The 22323-nt window shown below is 60.4% G+C and carries 21 protein-coding genes and 3 pseudogenes; 8 read left to right on the top strand and 16 right to left on the bottom strand.

Features of this window, described 5'->3' with window-relative positions:
- The first annotated feature begins 578 nt into the window (after positions 1 to 578).
- From istA to BSU04_RS25465, 3 genes are read left to right on the top strand one after another with little or no spacing between them, the layout of a single operon-like run.
- On the top strand, positions 579 to 2081 hold the full coding sequence (istA, locus tag BSU04_RS25475) for an IS21 family transposase (protein ID WP_089163183.1): 1503 nt from the start codon (positions 579 to 581) through the stop codon (positions 2079 to 2081).
- The gene (gene istB, locus BSU04_RS25470) at positions 2068 to 2835 is read left to right on the top strand and encodes an IS21-like element helper ATPase IstB (RefSeq protein ID WP_089163182.1); all 768 of its coding nucleotides are present in this window, start codon (positions 2068 to 2070) and stop codon (positions 2833 to 2835) included. The genes istA and istB overlap by 14 nt, the downstream gene beginning before the upstream one ends.
- The gene (locus BSU04_RS25465; RefSeq protein WP_089162168.1) at positions 2832 to 3050 is read left to right on the top strand and encodes a hypothetical protein; all 219 of its coding nucleotides are present in this window, start codon (positions 2832 to 2834) and stop codon (positions 3048 to 3050) included. Before istB ends, BSU04_RS25465 begins: the two co-directional genes overlap by 4 nt.
- 69 nt (positions 3051 to 3119) lie before the next feature.
- Here BSU04_RS25465 and BSU04_RS25460 read toward each other — a convergent pair whose 3' ends face one another.
- The 3 genes from BSU04_RS25460 to BSU04_RS25450 all read right to left on the bottom strand — a co-directional run bounded on the left by BSU04_RS25460 (position 3120) and on the right by BSU04_RS25450 (position 5859).
- Positions 3120 to 3734: an extracellular solute-binding protein gene (locus tag BSU04_RS25460; protein WP_218827348.1), complete on the bottom strand. Its 615-nt coding sequence runs from the start codon at positions 3732 to 3734 to the stop codon at positions 3120 to 3122.
- Positions 3735 to 4039: 305 nt separating this feature from the next.
- The gene (locus BSU04_RS25455; RefSeq protein ID WP_089163180.1) at positions 4040 to 4759 is read right to left on the bottom strand and encodes a GntR family transcriptional regulator; all 720 of its coding nucleotides are present in this window, start codon (positions 4757 to 4759) and stop codon (positions 4040 to 4042) included.
- Between the two features lie 83 nt (positions 4760 to 4842).
- Complete coding sequence (locus tag BSU04_RS25450; protein WP_089163179.1) at positions 4843 to 5859, bottom strand: porin; 1017 nt, start codon at positions 5857 to 5859, stop codon at positions 4843 to 4845.
- Between the two features lie 370 nt (positions 5860 to 6229).
- Between BSU04_RS25450 and BSU04_RS25445 the strand changes: the two genes are divergently transcribed.
- The 3 genes and pseudogenes from BSU04_RS25445 to BSU04_RS25440 all read left to right on the top strand — a co-directional run.
- Complete coding sequence (locus tag BSU04_RS25445; protein WP_089163178.1) at positions 6230 to 7444, top strand: winged helix-turn-helix domain-containing protein; 1215 nt, start codon at positions 6230 to 6232, stop codon at positions 7442 to 7444.
- A 106-nt stretch (positions 7445 to 7550) separates the two neighbouring features.
- Positions 7551 to 7706 (top strand): annotated as a pseudogene (locus tag BSU04_RS48895) (amidase); the annotation flags it as partial.
- A pseudogene (locus BSU04_RS25440) lies at positions 7698 to 7916 on the top strand (amino acid dehydrogenase); the annotation flags it as partial. The pseudogenes BSU04_RS48895 and BSU04_RS25440, both read left to right, overlap by 9 nt.
- Positions 7917 to 8136: 220 nt before the next feature.
- Here BSU04_RS25440 and BSU04_RS25435 read toward each other — a convergent pair.
- From BSU04_RS25435 to phnG, 13 genes are all read right to left on the bottom strand, one after another.
- Positions 8137 to 9024, bottom strand: coding sequence for a LysR family transcriptional regulator (locus BSU04_RS25435; RefSeq protein ID WP_089163185.1), 888 nt, complete (start codon positions 9022 to 9024; stop codon positions 8137 to 8139).
- A gap of 159 nt (positions 9025 to 9183) precedes the next feature.
- Complete coding sequence (locus BSU04_RS25430; RefSeq protein ID WP_089163177.1) at positions 9184 to 9981, bottom strand: HpcH/HpaI aldolase/citrate lyase family protein; 798 nt, start codon at positions 9979 to 9981, stop codon at positions 9184 to 9186.
- Positions 9978 to 11357: an MmgE/PrpD family protein gene (locus tag BSU04_RS25425; RefSeq protein ID WP_089163176.1), complete on the bottom strand. Its 1380-nt coding sequence runs from the start codon at positions 11355 to 11357 to the stop codon at positions 9978 to 9980. Before BSU04_RS25425 ends, BSU04_RS25430 begins: the two co-directional genes overlap by 4 nt.
- Before the next feature lie 18 nt (positions 11358 to 11375).
- Positions 11376 to 12554 carry a CaiB/BaiF CoA transferase family protein gene (locus tag BSU04_RS25420; RefSeq protein ID WP_089163184.1) on the bottom strand — a complete coding sequence of 393 codons (1179 nt, stop codon included), beginning with the start codon at positions 12552 to 12554 and terminating at the stop codon, positions 11376 to 11378.
- A gap of 3 nt (positions 12555 to 12557) precedes the next feature.
- Entirely contained in the window at positions 12558 to 13721 is a 1164-nt protein-coding gene (locus BSU04_RS25415; protein WP_089163175.1) for an acyl-CoA dehydrogenase family protein, read from the bottom strand.
- Positions 13722 to 13737: 16 nt separating this feature from the next.
- Entirely contained in the window at positions 13738 to 14589 is an 852-nt protein-coding gene (locus BSU04_RS25410; protein WP_089163174.1) for an FAS1-like dehydratase domain-containing protein, read from the bottom strand.
- 559 nt (positions 14590 to 15148) lie between these two features.
- Positions 15149 to 16282, bottom strand: a complete 1134-nt coding sequence (locus BSU04_RS25405; RefSeq protein WP_089163173.1) for an alpha-D-ribose 1-methylphosphonate 5-triphosphate diphosphatase — start codon at positions 16280 to 16282, stop codon at positions 15149 to 15151.
- A complete protein-coding gene (phnL, locus tag BSU04_RS25400; RefSeq protein ID WP_089163172.1) occupies positions 16276 to 17070 on the bottom strand; it encodes a phosphonate C-P lyase system protein PhnL in 795 nt (264 codons plus the stop codon). The genes BSU04_RS25405 and phnL overlap by 7 nt, the downstream gene beginning before the upstream one ends.
- Before the next feature lie 9 nt (positions 17071 to 17079).
- A complete protein-coding gene (phnK, locus tag BSU04_RS25395; protein WP_089163171.1) occupies positions 17080 to 17874 on the bottom strand; it encodes a phosphonate C-P lyase system protein PhnK in 795 nt (264 codons plus the stop codon).
- Entirely contained in the window at positions 17871 to 18740 is an 870-nt protein-coding gene (locus tag BSU04_RS25390; protein ID WP_089163170.1) for an alpha-D-ribose 1-methylphosphonate 5-phosphate C-P-lyase PhnJ, read from the bottom strand. Before BSU04_RS25390 ends, phnK begins: the two co-directional genes overlap by 4 nt.
- Positions 18737 to 19891, bottom strand: a complete 1155-nt coding sequence (locus tag BSU04_RS25385) for a carbon-phosphorus lyase complex subunit PhnI (RefSeq protein ID WP_089163169.1) — start codon at positions 19889 to 19891, stop codon at positions 18737 to 18739. The genes BSU04_RS25390 and BSU04_RS25385 overlap by 4 nt, the downstream gene beginning before the upstream one ends.
- Positions 19891 to 20556: a phosphonate C-P lyase system protein PhnH gene (phnH, locus tag BSU04_RS25380; RefSeq protein ID WP_089163168.1), complete on the bottom strand. Its 666-nt coding sequence runs from the start codon at positions 20554 to 20556 to the stop codon at positions 19891 to 19893. The genes BSU04_RS25385 and phnH overlap by 1 nt, the downstream gene beginning before the upstream one ends.
- Positions 20556 to 21047: a phosphonate C-P lyase system protein PhnG gene (phnG, locus tag BSU04_RS25375; RefSeq protein ID WP_089163167.1), complete on the bottom strand. Its 492-nt coding sequence runs from the start codon at positions 21045 to 21047 to the stop codon at positions 20556 to 20558. Before phnG ends, phnH begins: the two co-directional genes overlap by 1 nt.
- Positions 21048 to 21266: 219 nt before the next feature.
- Here phnG and phnF point away from each other — a divergent pair, with 219 nt between their 5' ends.
- Positions 21267 to 22025 (top strand): phosphonate metabolism transcriptional regulator PhnF, encoded by a 759-nt coding sequence (gene phnF / locus BSU04_RS25370; RefSeq protein WP_089163166.1) that lies wholly within the window; start codon positions 21267 to 21269, stop codon positions 22023 to 22025.
- Positions 22022 to 22323 (top strand): annotated as a pseudogene (locus BSU04_RS25365) (hypothetical protein); the annotation flags it as partial. The gene phnF and the pseudogene BSU04_RS25365, both read left to right, overlap by 4 nt.

Here is a 22323-nt window from a genome sequence, read left to right as displayed (position 1 = left end):
AGAAACGGCCTGACACCGGTTCAAACCGCCAAGTCCACACCGATGTCAGACCCCACGCGTGCACGGAGCAAGGGTGTGCAATGAGTATTGCACGCTCAGCCGGCTCTGTCGATATCGCCTCGGCATTGACGGAATTCTGCGATGCCGGCGACAGGCCGCTTTTACGTATGTGCGCGCTGCCGTGCGCAGGTGGTCGTGTGTCGCTATTGCGATCGCGGCCAGATTTACTGCGATGGCGACTGCTCGGGCGCCGCCCGTCAGAGCGGTGTTCGAGAAGCCGGAAGTCGCTACCAGCGCAGCCGCAATGGACGCCTCGCGCATGCCGAGCGGATGCGCCGCTATCGCGCACGCCTAAATAAAGTGACACATCAGGGTTCCCCATCGGCTGCCGCCGGTGCTTTACTGCAAGCAAACCCGGCAACGGTGGCCAAAGCAGCAACGCCCGACATTCCGAGGCGTTTGCCTGCCCACTGCCACTTCTGTCAATGCGCTTGTTCGGCACTGGTGCGCCTCGGAGCATTGCGTAGTCGGGTTCCTCGATATGTTCGTACTACTACAGACATAACCGGAGAAGACCCATGAGCATCACGGCGGAGATCGAAGCGCAAATCCTGCGCTACTACCACGTTGAGAAATGGCGTGCAGGCACCATCGGACGGCAATTGCATGTACACCACGGAACGGTTCATCGGGTGCTCGCGCAGGCCGGATTGCCAAGAACTGGTGGGCTGCTGCGGCCTTCGCAGATCGACGCATACTTGCCGTTCATCCACGAAACGCTCAAGAAGTTTCCGTCGCTGACGGCCAGCCGTCTTTACGCGATGGTGTGTGAACGCGGCTACCGCGGTAATCATCATCACTTCCGGCATTTGATCTCGGTGCACCGTCCCCGGCCGATCACTGAGGCTTATTTGCGTCTTCGGACCCTTCCGGGGGAACAAGGGCAAGTCGATTGGGCGCATTTCGATCACCTGCAGATTGGTCGCGCACGCCGACCACTGATGGCATTCGTGATGGTCCTGTCGTGGTCGCGCCAAATTTACTTGCACTTCTTTCTCGATGCCCGCATGGACAGCTTTCTTGCCGGCCACGCGGGTGCCTTTGAGGCGTGGTCTGGACTGCCGCGGGTTCTGCTGTACGACAACCTCAAGAGCGCTGTCCTTGAGCGTCAAGGCGACGCGATCCGTTTCAATCCCCAGCTTCTTGCGTTTGCCGCCCATTATCGCTATGAACCCCGTCCGGTGGCCGTTGCACGGGGCAATGAGAAGGGGCGGGTCGAACGCGCTATACGCTATGTACGCGAGAACTTCTTTGCGGCACGCAAGTTCATCGATCTTGACGATCTGAATGCTCAGGCCACGCTCTGGTGCGCCGGCCCCGCTGCAAATCGTCCCTGCCGCGAGGACCCGACGATGACGGTGCGCGAAGCCTTCGAGCGCGAGCAGCCAAGTCTGCTCGGCTTGCCCGACAATCCTTATCCGTGTGAGTTGCAGCTAGAGGTGAGCGTTGGCAAGACGCCTTACGTGCGCTTCGATCTCAACGACTACACCGTCCCGCATACGCATGTACGCCGCACACTGACGGTGCGCGCCGATCCTCGTCAGGTACGCATCCTTGATGGCATCACGCTGCTCGCCACCCACGAGCGCAGTTACGATCGCGGTGCACAGATTGAGGTTGCCGCGCACATTGAACAACTCGTTGAGATCAAACGCCAGGCCCGTCATCACCGCGGCCTTGATCATCTAAGTCAGGCAGCGCCTGCCAGCCAGGTGCTCATGCAACGCGCCGCTGAAGTCGGTGGAAATCTGGGCAACATTACATCGCATTTGCTGAAGCTGCTCGATCGCTATGGCGCCGCCGAACTTCAGGCGGCGATTGAAGAAACGCTTGCCAGCGATGCCGCACCTCATCCAAACCCGGTCCGTCTCGCGCTGGAGCGCCAGCGAGAGAGGCGCCAGGCACCTCCGCCTGTCGTCATTGATTTGCCTGAACACGTGCGCAAGAAAGACACGCTGGTGACACCGCACCGGCTCGACACCTACGATCAAATCTCCGGAGACGCCGATGAACACGCCTGACGAGTTGCAAACTCGCGCGAACGCACTGCGCCTTTATGGCTTGGTGACCCATTGGTCCGATGTCGCTGCCCAGCCGTGGGTCGCGCCGCTCGTGCAGTGGGAGGAGGACGAGCGCTCCCGCCGTTCTCTAGAGCGGCGCATCCGCGATGCGCATCTGGGCAGCTTCAAACCGCTGTGCGACTTCAATTGGACGTGGCCTAAGCGGTGCGATCGCGCCGTTGTTGAAGAGCTGATGACGATGGAGTTCGTCAAGGACCACACGAACGTCGTATTGATCGGGCCCAACGGCGTCGGCAAATCGACACTTGCGCTCAATCTGGCACATCAGGCAATCGTGCACGGCCACACTGCTTTGTTCACTACAGCGGGCCAAATGCTTGGCGAACTGGCCGCACTCGACAGTGACTCGACTCTACGGCGCAGGCTAAACCGTTACGCTTCGCCCGATATATTGGTAATCGATGAAGTCGGCTACCTCTCATACTCAAACCGCCACGCCGATTTGCTCTTCGAACTTATTAGTCGCAGATACGGGACCGCCAGCACGGTAGTGACGACAAACAGACCGTTCAAGGAATGGGCGGAAGTATTCCCTAACGCCGCTTGCGTCGTCTCCCTGGTTGACCGGCTCGTACATCGGGCCGAAGTCGTTGTCATCGAGGGCGAATCCTATCGCGTGAAGGAGGCGCGCGAACGCGCAGAGGAACTCACCAAAAAACGCAATGCAGCGAAAGCCGCGAAGAAAAAACCATGACGCGACTTAATTTACCGTCCGGGATCACGCAAGGGCTCAACTTCCTGATCCCCGAGAACTGGTCCGCTGATCAGGCGCTCGCCGTCGTAGAACTACTGGATGACCTGCGCGAGCGTATCTGCATGCACTATCAGCTTGAGCTTCTTGAACTGCAACATCAACAACGCGCCAATCCCAAAAACGCTCACCCCAACGACGTAGACGACCCATTTTAAAGTTGCGGAAATAGTCGGTGGCAGGGGGTCTCATCCTTGCCGCCATCTATCCGCGCTTTTACACCGCCGCTAACACCAGTCGTTCTCTGAACTCCAGAACGTTTTCAGTTGACCGGTGAGCGCCTTGAGCTTGTCCTTGACGGCGTCGAGATTCTTGATGTCGTTGATATTCTGGCCCGTTGCGAGCGCTGCGAACTGGACCGCTTCGATAGCATCGTCGCGCATGCCGACATGACCTTTGTACGCCGGGTCCCACAGCGCCTGGATGGTGTCCGGAACCGGATGGACCTTCGTGTCGTTGACGGCAAACGACGTCACGCCCCACACCCACGGAATGCCGTAGCTCTGGCCGCCAATCTCGAGCAAGTGCGAATGGCGCATCTTGGGGTTCAGGTCGGCGACATTGGGCATCCCGGTCACGTCGATAGGTTGAAGCAGGTTTTGTTCGCGAGCTTGCTGGTTGAACGCACTGTTGACCATCACCACGTCATACGCGCCCGGATTGGTGCGCAGCTTGGTGAGCATTTCCTGCTCGGAATTGAAGAAGTCGTTGACCACGTGATACCCGGTCTTCGCTTCGAACTCCTTGAGCGCCCAGGGCTCGTCCGTGCCGTACCCCTTCCAGTTCAGCACGTGTACATCTTCGGCATGCGCTGCGAACGAAGTCAGGGCGGCCGTTGCCATCGTGCACGTCATTACGCACTTCATTAGGCACGTCCATGCCCGTTTAAGTATTTTATCGATCAATGCCATTTCATGGACTCCCGGCAATCAAGTTGAACTCAAGCAGCACCGGCTGCGGCAGTAACTAGTTAATACAACTTATGAATCGCTTAATGCGGTGACCTTCCCAGTCTGATGCGACTGCCCTGCCCGTTGCTGCTTTAGCGCATCAGGAACGGCGGCATAAGCGCACGAAAATTCGCGAACGGATTTGCCTCGCTCGACGGCCAATCCATCTGCACTTGCTCACCCGCCTCAAAGGATTCTCAAAATTCCAGATGCAATCCAAAATAGGCGGGGTCAAGCAGACTGACGACGTATTCGACCGGGTTGCCATGCTTGTCACGCGTGAGACGACGGGTGCGCAGGAACGACGTGCCCGGCGGGTGCTTCAGGATGTCGGCATCCGCTTGTTCGAGCCCGATCACTTCCGCCCATTCTTCGCCGTGATCCGCAGCCATTCCATATTCGATCAAGGTCTGGTTCAGCGAACCACCGATCAACCCTTGCAACGGCAGATCCGCCAGCCGGTCGGAAAACGGAATCCGGCTGAGTTCGAGCGAGATCGGCCGTTGCGAGTCCGCTAATACCCGCAGGCGGTCCACTGCGATAAAGGCAGGCCGTTGCAGCGAGAGCTCAACGGCGAGCGTTTCATCCTGGATCACCCTGATTTGCAGCAACCGGGTTTGAGCGCCGCCGTCGGCTGTCTCGAGCGCCTTGGACCAGCCCAGCGCACTATCCAGCGTCTGGCCGTTGTAGGTAACAAACGAACCCACGCCGACCTTGCGGGTAATCAGGCCCGTGTTCATCAGTTCCTCGAGACCCTTGCGAATAGTGTTTCGGCTGACTGAGAACCGCTGCACCAACTCACTCTCGCTTTCCAACAACACACCGTACGGCAAGCGCCCGGTCAAAATCTCATCCTGGATCGCCGCGGCGACCATTTCCGCTTTCGAGGCGCCCACATTGTTCAAACGCTTTTTCATTGCAGCGCACCTGATCGTGGTGACGTTTCCGTTAAGCGAACATGTATGAACATGTTTGGAAAGCATCATGCCAAACATGCGATCTAGAATTTATGAAACATACCAATCGAGATGCCATGCGGATTCGCGCCGGGATAAGCCAGCGGCAAGCCTGGATTAGCAGAGCCCGCCAGCGTATATGACGCCTGATTGTGATTCGTCAGATAAGAAATCGTGCCGTAGACACTGGTATTTTTAGAGAGGTCGTACTGGGCCATTGCGGCAATCTGATTCGCATTATCGGCAGCGGCGGTTTTATCATGCAATGCGGTATAGCCCAATGCGACAAAGACAGAAGGCGTGAATTGATATTTACCGGAAATACCATAAACATCGACATTCAGGTTAATGTCCGTCCATCTGCTGGCAGCATAGCCGGCATAAATCGTAGCCTTCTGGATGGTGTACGAGGCGCCAGCCTCAACGGCGGTATCGGTTGAGGAGTTGCTGGCGTTCTTCACGGCCTGCCATGCCACCGTAGCGGCGATCGGCCCGCTGTTGTATTGGAGATCCGCCTGGTAGCTCGAACCCGCCGAGCGCAATCCCCCGGCATCGCCAAAACCGGCATATACCCCCGCCTGCAAGCCTGCTATGACCGGCGACTGGTACGACACGGTATTGCTCGTGCGCACAACGTAAGTCATCAAGTTGCTGAACCCCGACGCCTGAGTCGATGCCCCGAATGCATCCAGATAACCCTGGTCGTAAAAGACTGGCGAGTTTTGGCGGCCCAGTCTCACTTCTCCCCAGTTACCAGATAAACCCACCCAGGCCTGCCGGTTGAACATCTGGCCTGTGGAAGCGAATGTGCCGTTATTCGGATTAAAACCGTTTTCGAGTTGAAAATTGACCTTATTGCCGCCGCCAATATCTTCGGATCCCTTTAATCCAAAACGACTGGCCCACTCGGAACTGGATCCGACAGCAGCGGTGTAGTGATTGCCAGTATTCACATACTGGAAGAATTCATCAACGATACCGTAAAGCGTCACGCCGGAATCCGCGTGAGCATAACTACACGACAACAACGCTGCACACGCAGCGTATCGACCCAGTTTCATATACCCCCCCGGTAGTAAAAATAGCGGACGTGCTACGGCAGTGAACAAGTTGACCTACCTATCCGTTTTAAAAAGTACATGTATGAACAGGATCAAAATGTAGGTTGCCATTTTTTCGTAGTCAAGCGATTTGCACGTAGGGGAAAATGCTTAGATGACGGCGAGACAGGGGTGCATATGAGGGGCCACGCTGATCGCTCGCGTGCACAAGGCGTCAGCGCGGTGCGTTCAAGATTGAAAGCTGAGCCATGCCTTCGCAATGTTCCTTGACGCTGACCAAGGCGGTTCGCCGTCCCGACCCCGCCGCACGATCAAGCCGGTCCTCTGGTAACGTATCCGACCAACTCGCCTCCTCTAACGAGCCCACCGCATGAAGACGATCCCCCTGTCGGCCGCCCGTACGCTGCACCTGATAGCCCAAGGCCTGCTTGCGCCGCCGCGCCGCAAGGCGACAAAAACGGATGTGCTCGGCGCAATCCGCCGCATGGCGCAGTTGCAGATCGATACCATCCACGTGGTCGCTCGCAGTCCTTACCTTGTGTTGTTCAGCCGCCTTGGCGACTATCAGCCGCAATGGCTCGATGAGCATCTGGCCGAGGGTTCCCTGTTCGAATACTGGTCGCACGAAGCCTGCCTTGTGCCGATAGAAGACTACGGGCTGTTGCGTCACCGAATGCTCGATCCTGTCGGGATGGGCTGGAAATACGCGGCGGACTGGCATGCAAAACATCGTGACGACATTGAGCGTCTGCTCGAACGCGTTCGGGCAACAGGTCCCATTCGCTCGGCGGACTTCGCTCGCGAAGGCGGCAACGGCAGCGGCTGGTGGGATTGGAAACCCGAGAAACGTCACCTGGAAGTGTTGTTCGCGACCGGCGAACTGATGGTTGCGGAGCGGCGTAATTTTCATCGGATCTACGATGTGACCGAGCGCGTGCTGCCCGACTGGAATGACGCGCGCGACCTGCCGCCCGCCGAAGCGGTTCCACAGGAACTGCTCAAGCGCGCTTGTCGCGCGCTCGGCATCGTCCGTGCCGACTGGGTAGCGGATTATTACCGCATGCCGCGCGTTCCCTATACCTCAGCGTTACATGAACTGGCCGACGCCGGCGAGCTGATACCCGTACGAGTCGATGACTGGAAGGCAGATGCGTTCGTGCACCGCGACCTCGTGGACATGCTGGACGATGTGGTCGCCGGCCGCATGGCTTCGACGGTGACTACGGTGCTGTCGCCGTTTGATCCTGTCGTATGGGACCGCAAACGTGCAAGTACGTTGTTCGGGTTCGACTACGTGATCGAGTGTTATACGCCGGCTGCAAAACGCAAGTACGGTTATTTCGTACTCCCGATCCTGCATCGTGGACGCCTGATTGGACGCGTTGATGCGAAGGCGCATCGTACGCAAGGTATTTTTGAACTCAAGTCGTTGCATATCGAGCCGGGCGTGCGGGTGGGTACAGGCCTGACGGCCGACCTGCGCCGCGCGCTGCAACGGTGTGCGGACTGGCATAAAACGCCGCAGCTAGCGGCCGGCGCGGGCGTTCCTGCGGCGCTCGCCGCCGCGTTGACCGGCGTGTCGTGAACTCCGGACCACCGTGTGTGAAGACTAAATCGCGTCGACCGGACGATTAGCGTCGGCATCGACACAACAAACCAGCACTTGCGCGTCATCCTGGCTCGTTGTCACACGCGACCCGAATACGCTCGGACCGAACACGCGGGCGAACTACGAACTGGGCGCAAGCATGACCCTCGCCGACAGCGCCTGGGCGCAAGCCGAACAGACCCGCATATTTAAGCGCTTCCAGTCCGCGTTCGTCGAGTACGACGTGATCGTTTATCCGTACGCGTTTCCGCGAGCGCTGAGCGCGCTCCTGAAGTATTCCCGCAACACCGCGCTCGATGTCCGCTATCACCCCAACGCCATGCTCAAGCTTGCGCCGTTTCTCTGGCGGTACTGGCGCAACTCGCATCCGTCGCGGCACGCTGTGATCGCGCGCTGGTACGCGACGCTGATCGAGCATTGCGTGACGGAGCATCGCTTGCTTGCAGCGGGCTGACGCTCGGTGCGATTACGGGGCGGCTGATAGCGGAATTGGTGACGGGTGAAAAGCCCCTCGTCGATTTGCACCCCTTCAGGGCTGACCGATTCTGAACGCATCGCTTCAACACGCTCACACTGGCTTCATCGAACGGCCCGATTGCAGCCGGTCGATGACCGGACGCACGGATCGACGCGGCCGAAGCACGTCTCGATGCAGCGGCCATGCCGCCTCACGCAGCGCTTGTGAGCCGGTCCACCAACGCGCGCGCCAGCGGCGGCAGGTCTTTCATGCTGCGCACGCAAATCTTGAGCTTGCGTTCGGCCCACGGGTCGTTGAGACGGATCATGCGGATGTTCAGGGTCTTGCCGTGGCGTTTCGCCACCGACTCAGGAACAATACCGATACCGACACCCTGTTCGATCATCCGGCATGCGGCTTCAAAATTGCCCACCTGAATGCGCAGTTTCAAGCGCACGCCCAGCGCGTCGGCGGCAGTAACGATAAACGCATGGATCGCGCTGGTCGTTGGCAGTCCGACGAAGTTATCGTTTAGCGTACGAGCAAAGTCGACCGATTCCTCAGCCGCCAGAGGATGATCCAGCGAGGTCACCAGCACCAGCCGGTCATCCCGATACGGCAACATCTCCAGGTGAGCGGCATGCACATTGCCCGCCACGATGCCTATGTCCGTTGCACTCTCCGTCACGCCCTTGACGATCTCGCCGCTCAGTACTTCGCGCAAGTCGATATTGATGTCCGGGTGATCGCGCAGGAAAGCGCTCAGCACTGAAGGCAGGAATTCGCTGATCGCGGTGGTGTTGGCCCAGATCCGCACATGCCCCTTGATGCCTTCGCCGTACTCCTGCATGTCACCGGCCAGATGCTCCACGCGTTCCTGCACCAGGCGCGCGTGATGCACGAATGCCTCGCCCGCCGGTGTCAGCGTCATGCCCTGGCTGGTGCGGTACAGCAGCTTGAAACCCAGTTGCTCTTCAAGGTTCTTGATACGGTTGCTCGCAGCGGGCGGCGAAATATGACAGCGCTCGGCGGCTCTTGCGAGATTCCGGGTGTCGGCCAGATTGACTATGAGCGTCAGATCGACGAAATCGAAATGCATGTCGGTGGCGGGTGGGCGTTGCGGATAGCTACGGCGCAAATGCACCGAGAGTGCAATCTTAACCGACCATGAAGCGCATCTTCAACCATGCTGAATTCCATCGCCGCGTGGTGTGCTCGGCAAGCAAGCGACGTGATGTGCGCCTTTTCTGAACGTTCTTCAGCTCGCGCCCGCCATTCGCCGTGCCTTCAGGATCACCGGCAGATCGACCATCTTCCCGTCCACAGCCACCGCCGCACCGGCGCTTGTCTCCACCGCCTGCAGCACACGTTCAGCCCAGGCCAGCTCCGCGGCCGTCCATGCATATGCGCGATGCACTGCGTCGATCTGCTTCGGATGAATACAGAGCTTTGCGCCAAAACCGAAACGACGGCCGCGCCGTGCTGCAGACTCGATGGCAACGGGGTCGTCCAGCACGGTCGAGACGCCATCGACCGGCGTAGCCAAGCCGGCAAGCCGCGACGCGAGCACGATCTGCGAGCGGAACATATCGAGTTCTTCGCCGTCGCCCTCCACGTTCAAGTCGATCTGGAAATCCAGCGTGCCGAACACGATGCGGTGTACCCGAGGAGCCCCGCATAGCAGCGTGAGGTTCGCGAATCCCCGCGCGGTTTCCACGATCGGCAGGATTGTCAGGGACGGATGCGCGTGCGCCAGCACCGCTTCAATGTGCTCGCGTGTTTCGGCCTTCGGCAACACGATGCCCGCCACGCCCGGATGATTCGCGATCGCCGCTATGTCGTTGTTAAACCACTCGGTATCCGCTGCATTGATCCGTACGAACGCGGGACGAGCTGCGTCCATGTGCTCGAGCACCACATCGCGAGCGGATGGCTTTTCTTGCGGCTGAACCGCGTCTTCCAGATCAAAGATCACCGCATCGGCGCCGCTCGCGCGGGCCTTTTCAAAACGCTCGGGACGATTACCCGGTACGAACAGATAAGAGCGCTCGCTCATGCCCGCACATCCACTTCGAAGAGCGAGCCAATGCGTGTTTCCGATGCAATGCCCCACGCCGCGTCGAGCAAATGTGATGCTTCTTCGTCCGACGCCGCGCCCGAGAAGTCGGCAAGCCGCCGAAACTTCATGGCGATCTCTTCGCGCGAGAGCGTATTGCCTGGGTCTCCCTTAGGTTCATCGACACGCCCCGTCAATTCGCGGCCATCGCGCGTGTGCACCGTCACCTTGCCGATCCAGCGCGCGGGATAGGCCCGGTCCACTTCTTCATCGAAGACCATCTCCACCTTGCCGCGAAAAGCGGCGACGGGCGCAGCGGCGTAGCCTTCTTCGAATTCCGTCACGCCGGCATAACCGTGATAAGCGACAAGCGCCAGCACTGTCCCCATGTTGAACTTCGCCTGATGAACCGTCGTGGGCAAGGTCACGGCGCCGAGCACATCGATTGCCCCCTGATGCACGCGCGCCGTCACGCGCTCGATGTCTTGCGGTTTCAAACCGTGCTGCGCCATCACTGCAAGCAACGCATCGGCGGCGGGATGCGTGTGCCGGCAAGCGGCGTGATACTTGAACGACGTTTCGGTCAACGCCCAGCGAACGCCCAGTCGGTCGGTGAGGCGTGCAGGATCGGCGTCCGTGGACATGCCTGCCGCCATGCCCTTCTCGCCCTCCAGGATGCGCGTAGCGCCTTTGAAACCATCGGCCGCGAGGCTGGCCGCCATCAGGCCATTGGCGGCTGCCATGGCTGTGTGAAGCTGTTTGGAATCCGCCGCATCGCGCAAGAACTCCCACAGGCCGCTGGCTTGCGTACCGGCCGAGCCGAACGCATCGAGCATCTGCACCGGCGACAACCCGAGCATCCGTCCCGCAGTGGCGGCCGCCGCCACGGTCCCCGCAGTACCCGTAGTATGAAAGACCTTATAGTGCGAGCGCCCGAGAAATTCCCCGATGCGGATCCCTACTTCGTACCCGGCCACCACCGCCGCGATAAAGTCGCGGCCCGATGCACGTGCCGCCTGCGCCAACGCCAGCGCAACAGGAAACACGACCGTCGCCGGATGAAAGACGGCGCCGTTATGCACGTCGTCCTGTTCCACGAAATGCGACGCGGCCGCGTTCACCATCGCGGCGAAATACGGCGTGGCGCGCGTGCGGTCGATCAGCACTTCCGCCTGGCCGTTGCCGTTCGCCGCGCCCGCCATGCTCGCAAACAACGCAATACTTTCGACCGGTCGCGCGCCCTTGCCTCCAAGCGCCGATCCAAGCCAGTCTACATACAGGTTCACTGCGCGCTCGACGACGTGCTGCGGAATATCGTCGAAATGAAGTGACGCCGCGAAGGTAGCGAGCGCCCGGCTGGGATGATCGGTCGTCATAGTGGGTACCTGAGGGGTTTAGATAGTGCCGGATTCGCGCAGCGCCTGGATCTGCGAGTCCTTGTATCCGAGTTCATGCAAGATGGCCTCAGTGTGTTCGCCAAGTGCCGGAACCGGGTCCATGCGCGGCGTGAAACCGTTCGGCGTGCCCGGTGGCAGCAACGCGGGAATGGGTCCCGCCGATGTGCCAACCTCGCGCCAGCGATCGCGCGACTCGAGTTGCGGATGCGCCCAGACATCGGCGAGCGTATTCATCTGCGCGTTGGCGATGCCGGCCGCGTCGAGTCGCTGCAAGACCTCGCCTGCAGTCAGCTTGCTGAACGCAGCGACAATCAATTCGCGCAAAACATCGCGTGAGCCCGAGCGTTTTGAATTCGCGTCAAATCGCGGATCGACGGCAAGCGAGGGCTGCTCGAGCACCCGCTCGCAAAACACCTTCCACTCACGTTCGTTCTGCAAACCCAGCATGACCGTCTTGCCGTCTCCGGCCAGAAACGGGCCGTACGGGTAGATCGTCGCGTGCGACGCGCCGGATAATGCCGGTTGACTCTGGCCGCCAATTGCGTAGTACAACGGATAACCCATCCACTCGACCATGCTTTCGAGCATCGATACATCGATCCGGCAGCCCTTGCCCGTGCGTCCACGCAAAATCAGTGCGCTCAGGATGTTCGAATACGCGTACATGCCAGCGGCAATATCAGCAATCGAGCAGCCCGCTTTCGCAGGTTCGCCGGGCGATCCGGTAATCGACAAGAATCCCGATTCGCTCTGGATCAGCAGGTCATACGCCTTCTTGTCTCGATACGGACCGTCAGCACCATAGCCCGAGATGTCGCAGACAATCAGCTTCGGGTACTTCTTGCTCAGGGTGTCGTAGCCCAAGCCCAGCCGGTCCGCCGCGCCCGGCGCAAGGTTCTGCACCAGCACGTCCGCATCGGCCACCAGCGTATCGAGAATCTTCGCGGCTTCCGGCTGCTTGACATCAAGCGCCAGGCTTTCCTTCGAGCGGTTGGTCCACACGAAATGCGACGCGAGCCCATCCACGCGTTCGTCATACCCGCGTGCGAAATCGCCCGTTCCTGGCCGCTCGATCTTGATCACGCGTGCGCCCAGATCGGCGAGCTGGCGAGTACAGAAGGGCGCCGCAATCGCGTGCTCCAGCGTAATGACCTTGATGCCGTCTAGTGGTCTCATCATTCAGAACGACCGTGGCAAGCCGAGGATGTGTTCGGCGACATACGAGAGGATCAGGTTCGTCGAGATGGGCGCGACCTGATACAGGCGCGTCTCGCGGAACTTGCGTTCGACGTCGTATTCGCAGGCGAAACCGAAACCACCGTGAAATTGCAAACATGCATTGGCCGCTTCCCACGATGCGTCGGCCGCCAGCAACTTCGCCATGTTGGCTTGCGCGCCGCAGGGCTCGTGAGCATCGAAGCGACGCGCCGCTTCAAAGCGCATCAAGCTCGCCGCCTCCACGTTGACGAACGACCGGGCGATGGGAAACTGCACGCCCTGGTTCTGTCCGATAGGCCGTCCGAACACGATGCGTTCTTTCGCATAGGCCGTCACCTTGTCGACAAACCAGTAGCCGTCGCCAATACATTCCGCCGCAATCAAGGTACGTTCCGCATTGAGGCCGTCGAGGATGTACTTGAACCCTTGTCCTTCCTCGCCGATCAGATTTTCCGCGGGAATTTCGAGGTTATCGAAGAAGAGTTCGTTAGTCTCGTGGTTGACCATGTTCAGGATCGGCTGCACGGTCATGCCGTGGCCGATCGCCTCGCGCAGGTCGACAATGAAAATGGACATGCCTTCGGACTTGCGTTTTACATCAGTGAGCGGCGTGGTACGGGCCAGCAGGATCATCAGGTCGGAATGCTGTACCCGCGAGATCCATACCTTCTGGCCGTTGATGACGTAACGGTCGCCACGGCGTTGCGCAGTGGTCTTGATCTTCGTCGTGTCCGAGCCGGTGGTCGGCTCGGTGACGCCCATGGACTGGAGACGCAGGTCGCCGCTCGCGATCTGCGGCAGGTAGCGGTCCTTTTGTTGCGCCGAGCCATGCCGCAGCAACGTGCCCATGTTGTACATCTGACCGTGGCAGGCACCGGAATTGCCTCCGGCGCGATTGATCTCCTCCATGATCACCGACGCTTCCGTCAGGCCCAGCCCCGAACCGCCGTATTCCTGCGGAATCAGTGCGGCGAGCCACCCCGCTTTCGTCAATGCATGGACGAAGGTTTCCGGATAACCGCGCGCTTCATCTATCTTGCGGAAATAGTCACCGGAAAATTGCTGGCACAGGTCGCGAACGGCTTCACGAATGTCCTGGAACTGATCAGAATGAGTGGTCTGCATAGGAACTTTGTCAGATTCAGGCGAGCGTTGCGGTGGCGCGCATCGTCAGGTAACCGTCATGGTCTTTCGCCCATAACTCGACAGTGCGACCGTCATCCGACGGTTTGCCGCACACGGTGAACGGGTTGGGCGCAAAGGTCGGGCGCAGCGCGCGGAAGGCGAAGCTCACGATATTTGCGTCGGGCAACTCGCGGCGCACGAGATCCACGAGCAGGGTCGCGATCAATGGGCCGTGCACGATCAACCCCGGATATCCTTCTTCCTGCGTGACGTACGGGTGATCGTAATGAATCCGGTGACCGTTGAAGGTCAGCGCCGAGTAGCGGAACAGCAGCACGGGGTCGGTGGGTATCTCGCGGCTGAAGGTCTCGTCGATGGGCGCTTTGGCCGGCTCTTTCTTTGGCGCGCTGGAAGCATCGGGGGCCGGTTCGTCGCGGTACACAATGTCGTGCTCTTCCTCGATCCTGAGCGCGCCGTTTACCTCAATTTCATGCTGCACCGTCACGAACACGAGCCGCCCAGTGCGGCCCGGCTTCTCTTCGATATTCACAATCGTCGACGTGCGTGTCGCCTCTTCGCCGACCGCCAGCGGTGCATGAAATGTCAGGCGTCCGCCTGCCCACATCCGGCGCGGCAGCGGCACGGGCGGCAGGAAACCGCCGCGTTTCGGATGCCCGTCGGGACCGGTTTCAGACAAGGGCGCAATCGGTAAAAAGTAAAGCCAGTGCCATAGCGGCGGCACATTTTTCGTCTCGGGTTCACGGTTCAGCGTAGCGGCCATGGCCGCCAGCGGGAATGCGGTAATCACGTCGCGGACAACTTGCGTCTTGTCCAGCCAGTCGTCGAATTTTTCAGTCGCTTCGGGCACGATGGCGTCTCTCGTTGTACGTGGCAGTCGGGTCGTAGTGACTTCAACTATGAACCCGTCTACCCGTTTCGCGAAGTCGTGATTTCTGAATCGGGGATTTTGTTTTACTTAACGCTCAGTTCACTGCGCCTCGCGCAAGTGCGCGCAAGCCCCCGCAAGGCTCGTATTCCGCGCGTTTCCAGGTATGCACCGAGATCGGCCGCCCGGATTCCTGCTCGGCCTTGACGCGCACGGAGTGATGCCGGCTCGCGCCAGTCTTAAAGGCTAATTGACGTGGTGCCGTGCCGCTGCCGCCCGCAAAAAACGGCCTGCTGGAATGGATGCCAGTGTGTTTCAGGCATGGTGGGTCAACAGTTGGTTTTCGATGAAACCTGGGTTCGGGCGTGTTTCAATGTCTTGCGCATTGAGCACGCGTCGCCGTTCAGGGACGACGACGCGCATCGGGCAGAGGCGTCATGGACGCACCTTCATACTGCCCGAACGAGCCCGCTTTCAAATGCCTAAACGCACCGGCGCATATTCAGAGTCAACAATCAATGCAGCGCTCCTTTCCCGGCAATCACGCTACACGCCGGCCTTCGAGGAACGTGGCGCGCGGGACCGGCAAGCGATCTGCCATGGCGACCCGCACGAAATCGGCCCTGAGACCGAGGCTAATCGCGCCACGATCCGTCAGGCCAGCCGCCTTGGCCGGCGCCGACGATATCGTGCGAATAGCCTGCGACAGCGACCACCCAGCCTTATCGACCAGTTCGAACGTGGCGGTCAGCAAACTCGACGGCACGTAGTCCGATGACAGGATGTCGAGCAGCCCCGCGCGCGCCATTTCGAGCGCTGATACATTGCCCGAGTGCGAGCCGCCCCGCACGACGTTCGGCGCACCCATGATCGTCGCGACGCCATGATCCCTCGCCGCCTTCGCCGCGGCCAGCGTGGTCGGAAATTCGGCTAGGACAATACCGTCCTCTACCGCTTCCAGCACGTGCTCGATGGATGTGTCGTCGTGACTCGCGAGCGGCACACCCAGCGCTTTGCAACGCGAAACGATCTCGCTGCGATGAACGCGCGCGTACCGATGCTGGTCATCAGTCAGTTCACTAAGCACCGTGCTCGCGTGCTCGTCGGTCCATTTTCCGTGACGCTCCTGATACCGGCGCCACTGGACCGGATCGTGCCATTGGCGCTGGCCCGGCGTATGGTCCATCACGGAGACGAGGCGCAACAGCGGATGCGAAACCAGCCCCTCGAATACGTCGAGCACGTCCGCTGCCGCCACTTCGCATCGCAGATGCAGGAAGTGATCGACGCGCAGCATGCCGCTCCCAGCCAGCCGCTCGATCGAGCGCGCGCAGTTGGTTTGTATTTCCTTGCCGCGTACGCCCACGCCTCCGCGCGAGCCAATCGCGAGTGAATCGAACACCGTCGTGATGCCGGCCGTCGCAACCTGGGCATCGTGCACGAGGATGGCTGCGTCGTGATTCCACAACACGCCTGGACGCGGCGCGATATGCTTTTCGATATTGTCGGTATGCAGCTCGACAAGTCCAGGCAACAGGTAATCGCCGCCCCAGTCCTCGGCGTCGTTAACCGACGTCGTGCCGGGCGCTAACTCGGTGATGCGACCATCGGCTACTCGTACTACGCCTGTGAACTCTTCATCGCGAGTGACGATGCGCGCGTTTTTGATCAACATATCTGCAAGGTTTCCGTAATCGTTGACGCGGTTGCCGCCTGTGCGGCGGGAGCGTTGAGTTGGATTAGTCGAGTCGCCACACGTTCACGCGTGTCCTCGTCATGAAAAATACCGACGATTGCAGCGCCCCGCTCGCGTGCTTCCACGATGAGCTCCGCCACCACCTGCCGGTTCTCGGCATCGAGCGACGCCGTGGGTTCGTCGAGCAGCAGCAGCGGCTGTTCAGCGATCAGTCCACGCGCGATATTGATGCGTTGTTGTTCACCGCCTGAGAACGTGGCAGGTGCGAGCGTCCACAGACGCCGCGCCACGTTGAGGCGTTCAAGCAATGCGCCTGCACGTGCCCGCGCTTGTTCTTCGTCCATGCCGCGCGAGATCAAGGGTTCGCTGACAAGATCAAGCGACGACACGCGCGGAATAGCGCGCAAAAACTGGCTCACATAACCCATGGTAGTACGGCGCAAGCGAATCACATCGTGCGGCAGCGCATCCGACAGCGACAGGTAGTGCGATGTGCGGCTTTCATCGCGGATGGCAACCATGCCACGCGTGAGCAAGTAGTTGCCGTACATGCAACGCAGCAACGTGCTCTTGCCTGCACCCGAAGGTCCCGACAACACGACACACTCGCCTCGTTCTACGTCGAGGGACACACCGCCCAGCGCGGCGATTTGCACGCCACCCTGCTGGTGCAGCGTAAAGGTCTTCTCGACCGCTCGCGCACGCAGCATCAGTGGCGCGCGTTCAGCAAACGCAAGCTCATTGGAAAGATCGGCATTGGCATTCATTCTCGTACCTCAAACTGGCAGCACGGACGCAACCAACGTCTGTGTATAGGGATGTTGCGGGTCATCGAGCACCTGGTCGGTCAGGCCGCTCTCCACCACTCGCCCGTCCTTCATCACCATCAGACGATGCGCGAGCAAACGCGCTACCCCAATATCATGCGTGACAATCAGGGCAGCGAGATGAAGTTTGGCTGTCAGTGTGCGCAGCAGGTCCAGCAGCCGCGCCTGCACGGAGACATCCAACCCCGCTGTGGGCTCGTCCATGAACACAAGGCGTGGCTTCGTCACTAGATTGCGCGCAATCTGAAGCCGCTGCTGCATGCCGCCTGAAAACGCGGAAGGCAACTCGTCAATACGCGTGGCATCCAGTTCGACCTGATTCATCCAGTCCGAAGCTGTTTCACGCAGGCGGCCGTAGTGACGTGCCCCGTTCGCCATCAACGGCTCGCCGATATTCGCCCCGGCCGACACGCCGTGGCGCAGCCCGTCACGTGCGTTCTGATGCACAAAACCCCAGTCGGTACGCGCGAGCGTTCTTCGACGCGGCATGGGCAGCGCGAACAGATCGAGCAGTTCATGCTCCACGGTGCGATAGTGCAATGCGCCATCGTTCACGGGGGTTCGCAGCGCCAGCGCATTGAGCAACGTGGATTTCCCTGAACCGGATTCGCCGACGATGCAAAGCACTTCGCCCGGATAGATATCGATGTCCACATCGACACAGCCGCCGCGACCGTCATAACGCTTCGTGAGTCCGCGGCCAGTGAGCAGACGGAGTGCGGGTGCAGGAGTAGAGAGATTCATGCGCCCTCCTGTTCTGCGTGACGTTCCTGGCAATAGTCGCTGTCCGAACACACGAACGTGCGCGCGCCCGCGTCGTCCACAATCATTTCGTCGAGAAAACTCTCACGCGAACCGCACAAAGCGCACTCATGATCCCAGTGCTGAATGGTGAACGGATGATCCTCGAAGTCGAGACTTCGTACCTTCGTATAAGGCGGGATTGCATAGATGCGGCGCTCCCGGCCAGCGCCGAACAGTTGCAGCGCAGGGTTCATGTGCATCTTCGGGTTATCGAACTTGGGGATTGGCGACGGTGAAGTGAGATAACGGTCGTTGACGAGCACCGGGTAATCGTAGGTGGTCGCAATGCTGCCGTGCTGCACGATGTCCTCGTAATACTTCACGTTGATCAGCCCGTAGTCCGCCAGCGCATGGAGCTTGCGGGACTCGGTCACCCGCGGTTCGAGCCGGAACAGCGGCTCGGGCATCGGCACCTGGTACACAAGGACCTGCGCTTCGGTCAGCGGCGTTTCGGGAATCCGGTGGCGGGTTTGAATAATGGAGGCTTCCACCGTGCGCGTGGTGGTCGCGACACCCGCCGTGCGCGCAAAGAAGCGGCGAATATTCACGGCGTTAGTGGTTTCATCGGAACCCTGGTCAATCACCTTCAGCGTGTCGCTGCGTCCAATGATCGCGGACGTAACCTGCAGGCCGCCCGTTCCCCAGCCATAAGGCAAGGGCATTTCTCGCGATGCAAACGGCACTTGATGACCGGGGATGGCCACGGCTTTCAGCAGCGCGCGACGGATCATGCGCTTCGTCTGTTCATCGAGGTAGGCAAAGTTATAGCCTTCAGCCCTGGCACTTTCTTCAATACGCGCATTCATGCGGCGTTCTCCTCGCTGGGCTCTGGTTGCGCTTGATTCTCTTCTTGCGCTTCACTTTCGCGCTGCGCTTTTTTCTCGATGCCCGCACGCAAACGCCGCAGCAATTCGAGTTCAGACTGAAAGTCAACGTAATGCGGCAATTTCAGGTGCTGTACGAAGCCCGATGCTTCCACGTTGTCGCTGTGATAAAGCACGAATTCAGCGTCTTGCGTCGGCGACGAAACGGTCTCGCCAAGTTCTTGCGCGCGCAGTGCACGGTCGACCAGCGCCATCGCCATGGCCTTGCGTTCCGAGTGGCCAAACGCGAGACCATACCCTTGCGTAAACGTGGGCGGCACGTCGCCGCTGCCTGCGAACTGGTTGATCATCTGGCACTCGGTGATGTCGATATCGCCGATCTCCACCGCGAATCCCAACTCTTCAAGTTCCAGCTCGACTGCGACTTCGCCGTAACGAATCTCGCCGGCGAACGGATGTGAATTTGCATAACCACGCTGCGTGGCATAGCCGACAGCCAGCAGGAAACCCTCATCGGCTCGGGCCAGGTTTTGCAAACGGACCGGCCTCGCGACGGGGAACATCAAGGGCTCACGCGAGAGATCGCCGGGTTCGGGCGCATCCGCGTGCATCTTCTCCTGTTCGATCAAACCTTCCTTGTCGAGCAGGGCGAGCACGCGCGGCATTGCTTCGTGCTGCGGCGCGCAACGGCTCGCGGTGCTGACGTTGGCCGCGCGCGGGCCGCCTTCGGCGAGCAAGCTGAAATCGAGCAACCGCTGGGTGTAATCGTACGTGCCGCCGAGCATCTGTCCGCCCGGAATGTCTTTGAACGCAGCCGAAATACGCCGCTCCGCAAGCATGGCCTCCGTGTCGAGCGGCACCGTGTAACCGAAGCGCGGCAGCGTCGTGCGATATGCCCGCAACAGGAAAATGGCCTCCACGAGGTCCCCCGCTGCCTGCTTGATCGCAAGCGCAGCCAACTCTTCGTCGTAGACCGAGCCCTCGGTCATCACCCGTGCGACCGCCAGCCCAAGCTGCTCGCGAATCTGGTCGACGCTGAGTTCCGCGAATGTTTCATCACCGCGCCGGTTGGCCGCGAGCAAGTCCCACGAACGCTCGATCGCGCGTTCTCCGCCTTTGACTGCGACGTACATCAGGCCACCCCCACGCGAGTGGTACGCGGCAGGCCGATCACCGAGCCGCCGTGCACGAAATAACAATCGATACCGCAAGGAAACTGGCTCGCCAATCGCGCGCGTTCCTGCCAGAACGAATCAGCGACACCGCTGATATGGACCGCGTGTGAATCGCGGATACCGGGACCGCGCCAGGTCATCGGCGTGCCGTCGTCAAGCGAGTCCACGCGGATGAACAGCATGGCGGCGTTCTCTGGTGTCTCAGGGTCCCCGATCGAAAATGCATCAAGCGGCGGCATCGATCCCGCATCATGCAGGTAGGCGAAAACCGCTTGCGCGTGATCCTGCGTGAGGGGTGCGCCCGTGTGAAACCGCAGCGCGTCGCTCAAGCCGCGATGCTCGTGCTGCAGCAGCACGGGCGTCGAATAGTCCGCGAGTGCGAGCAGCGCAGCGAACGCGGCCATCGGCACATGGGCTGCCGCCGTGCTGCCGTCCTGTTCCAGATCGGGCAGCACGGCATCGATCGAGACGATTTTTCCAGGCCGCGAAAGCGCGTCGAGCAACGCACGGAACACGCCCTGCGAATCATGAACGGTGTCGTTGAAACCGGGGGTCAGGGTCGCGAGGTCGATGCCCGCGACGTCCGTACCGCGCAAGTTGCTTGAAAGCTTGTCAGGTAACATCAGTCGCCCCTCACCATCGTAAAGAATTCCACCTTGGTACCCGCGGCGCGGGCCTGTTTTTGCGCCCGGTTTTCGGCGATGCGCGCAGCGAGCGGCGCCAGCAAATGCTCCTGCATCCGGGCTTCGAAAGCAGGTGTCTGCAGCAGCGCGTCGGCGAGCGCGGCGAGCGTCGCGCGCTCCTTGTCGCGCCCCATGTGAACCGCGATACCCACCGCGGCGCGCCCTTCACGAACCCGCAAGCGCAGCGTCGCACGCGTCACCGTCACTTCACCCAGGTTGAATGCATCCCCGCTGCCGCCAACCCGTCCGCGCACCATCGCGAGACCGATATCGGGTGCGCGCAGCCAGTCGAATTCAGGCGGTGAAGCGCCGTCCAGTGCCGTATCAAGCGCGGCCTTCATGCTCGCCCGCGGCGTGCGCGCGAGGATAGCCAGCCATTCCCGCCGCGTCGCGGGACCGGCAGGCGCGGGCGTCTGCGCAGATGTACTCATGGTCTTACCTCGTCAATAAAGGGCGCTTGGAGCCCAAGCCGTGTCCGTGATTTCATCGTCCTGTCGAGCCTCAACGCTACTAGAATAGTCATCTGGTCGTCTAGACGTTTATGCAACCGGATAAAAATTCTTCACTAGCGCCCTGCTTTCACATTTTCGCCATCGGCGGCGCACTACAATGCCGAAAACGATATTCAAACCGACAGGAATGACAGCAACATGACATCTAACGAAACTGGCACGCCGGGCCTGGCCGTGGAGCGCGGTGCGGGCGTTGCGGTATGGCGTCAGATCGAACAGATTCTTTCGGCGGAGATCACGGCGAACAGCTTCGGAGAAGACGGCCGCCTGCCGAGCGAGGCTGAACTCGCCCGGCGTTTCGACGTCAACCGGCACACGGTACGCCGCGCGATGCTGCGGTTGGCGGCCACGGGGCTGGTGAGCGTCGAACAAGGCCGCGGCACGTTCGTGCAACCGGGTGCGATCGACTATCAGATCGGGCGCCGCACGCGCTTTACGGAAAACCTGCGGCGCAATAACCAGGCATCCGTGGGGGTAGTCCTGTCCAGCGCGAAAGTGAAGGCCGATCCGGTCACCGCGAAAGCGCTCTCCATCCGCGCAGGGACCTTCGTGTACGAGATCGAGACACGGCACGATTCAGACGATGTGCCGCTGACCTATGCGCGTAGCTGGTTTCCCGCCATGCGCTTCGCCGACTTGCCCGGCGTGCTGGCGGGCGTGCAAGGAGTCAGCGCGGCGCTTGTTGAATTCGGCGTCGTTGATTACACGCGTAAATGGAGCCGTATCGGCTGCATCCTGCCTAGCTCGGAAGTCGCGCGGCGCTTGCAGATCAATCGGGCGCAACCGGTGATGTGGGTTGAAAGCGTAGACGTCGACGAAGCCGGTGTGCCTATCAAATACGGTATTACCCACTTTGCCGCCGACCGGGTGCAATTGCTGGTCGAGGACGGTATATGAGCGTCGAAGCGAACGACACGGTCTTGAATGCCTGGACGCCCAGTTCGCGCATTGCGCTTTACTACGCACCCCCTGCGTCTTCTGCATGGTGGCGCGCGGGCTGCGAATGGCTTGGCCGCGATGCCGAGACCGGACGCTTGATCGAGACACCCGAGGAATCAGAAATCGCCGCGCTCGAACAGACCGTTGCGGCGCTCACCGGATCGCCGCGCCGGTATGGTTGGCACGGAACACTCGTCGCGCCATTTCATATTGCAGAAGGGGTTACGCCGCAGCAGGTTGTTTCAGCGGCTCCCCC

Origin of the sequence: Caballeronia sordidicola (assembly GCF_002220365.1) — a bacterium.
In the GTDB taxonomy this organism is placed as follows: domain Bacteria; phylum Pseudomonadota; class Gammaproteobacteria; order Burkholderiales; family Burkholderiaceae; genus Caballeronia; species Caballeronia sordidicola_C.
The sequence above is the reverse complement of the archived record's forward strand: the minus strand, read 5'-3'. Positions and strand labels throughout refer to the sequence as shown.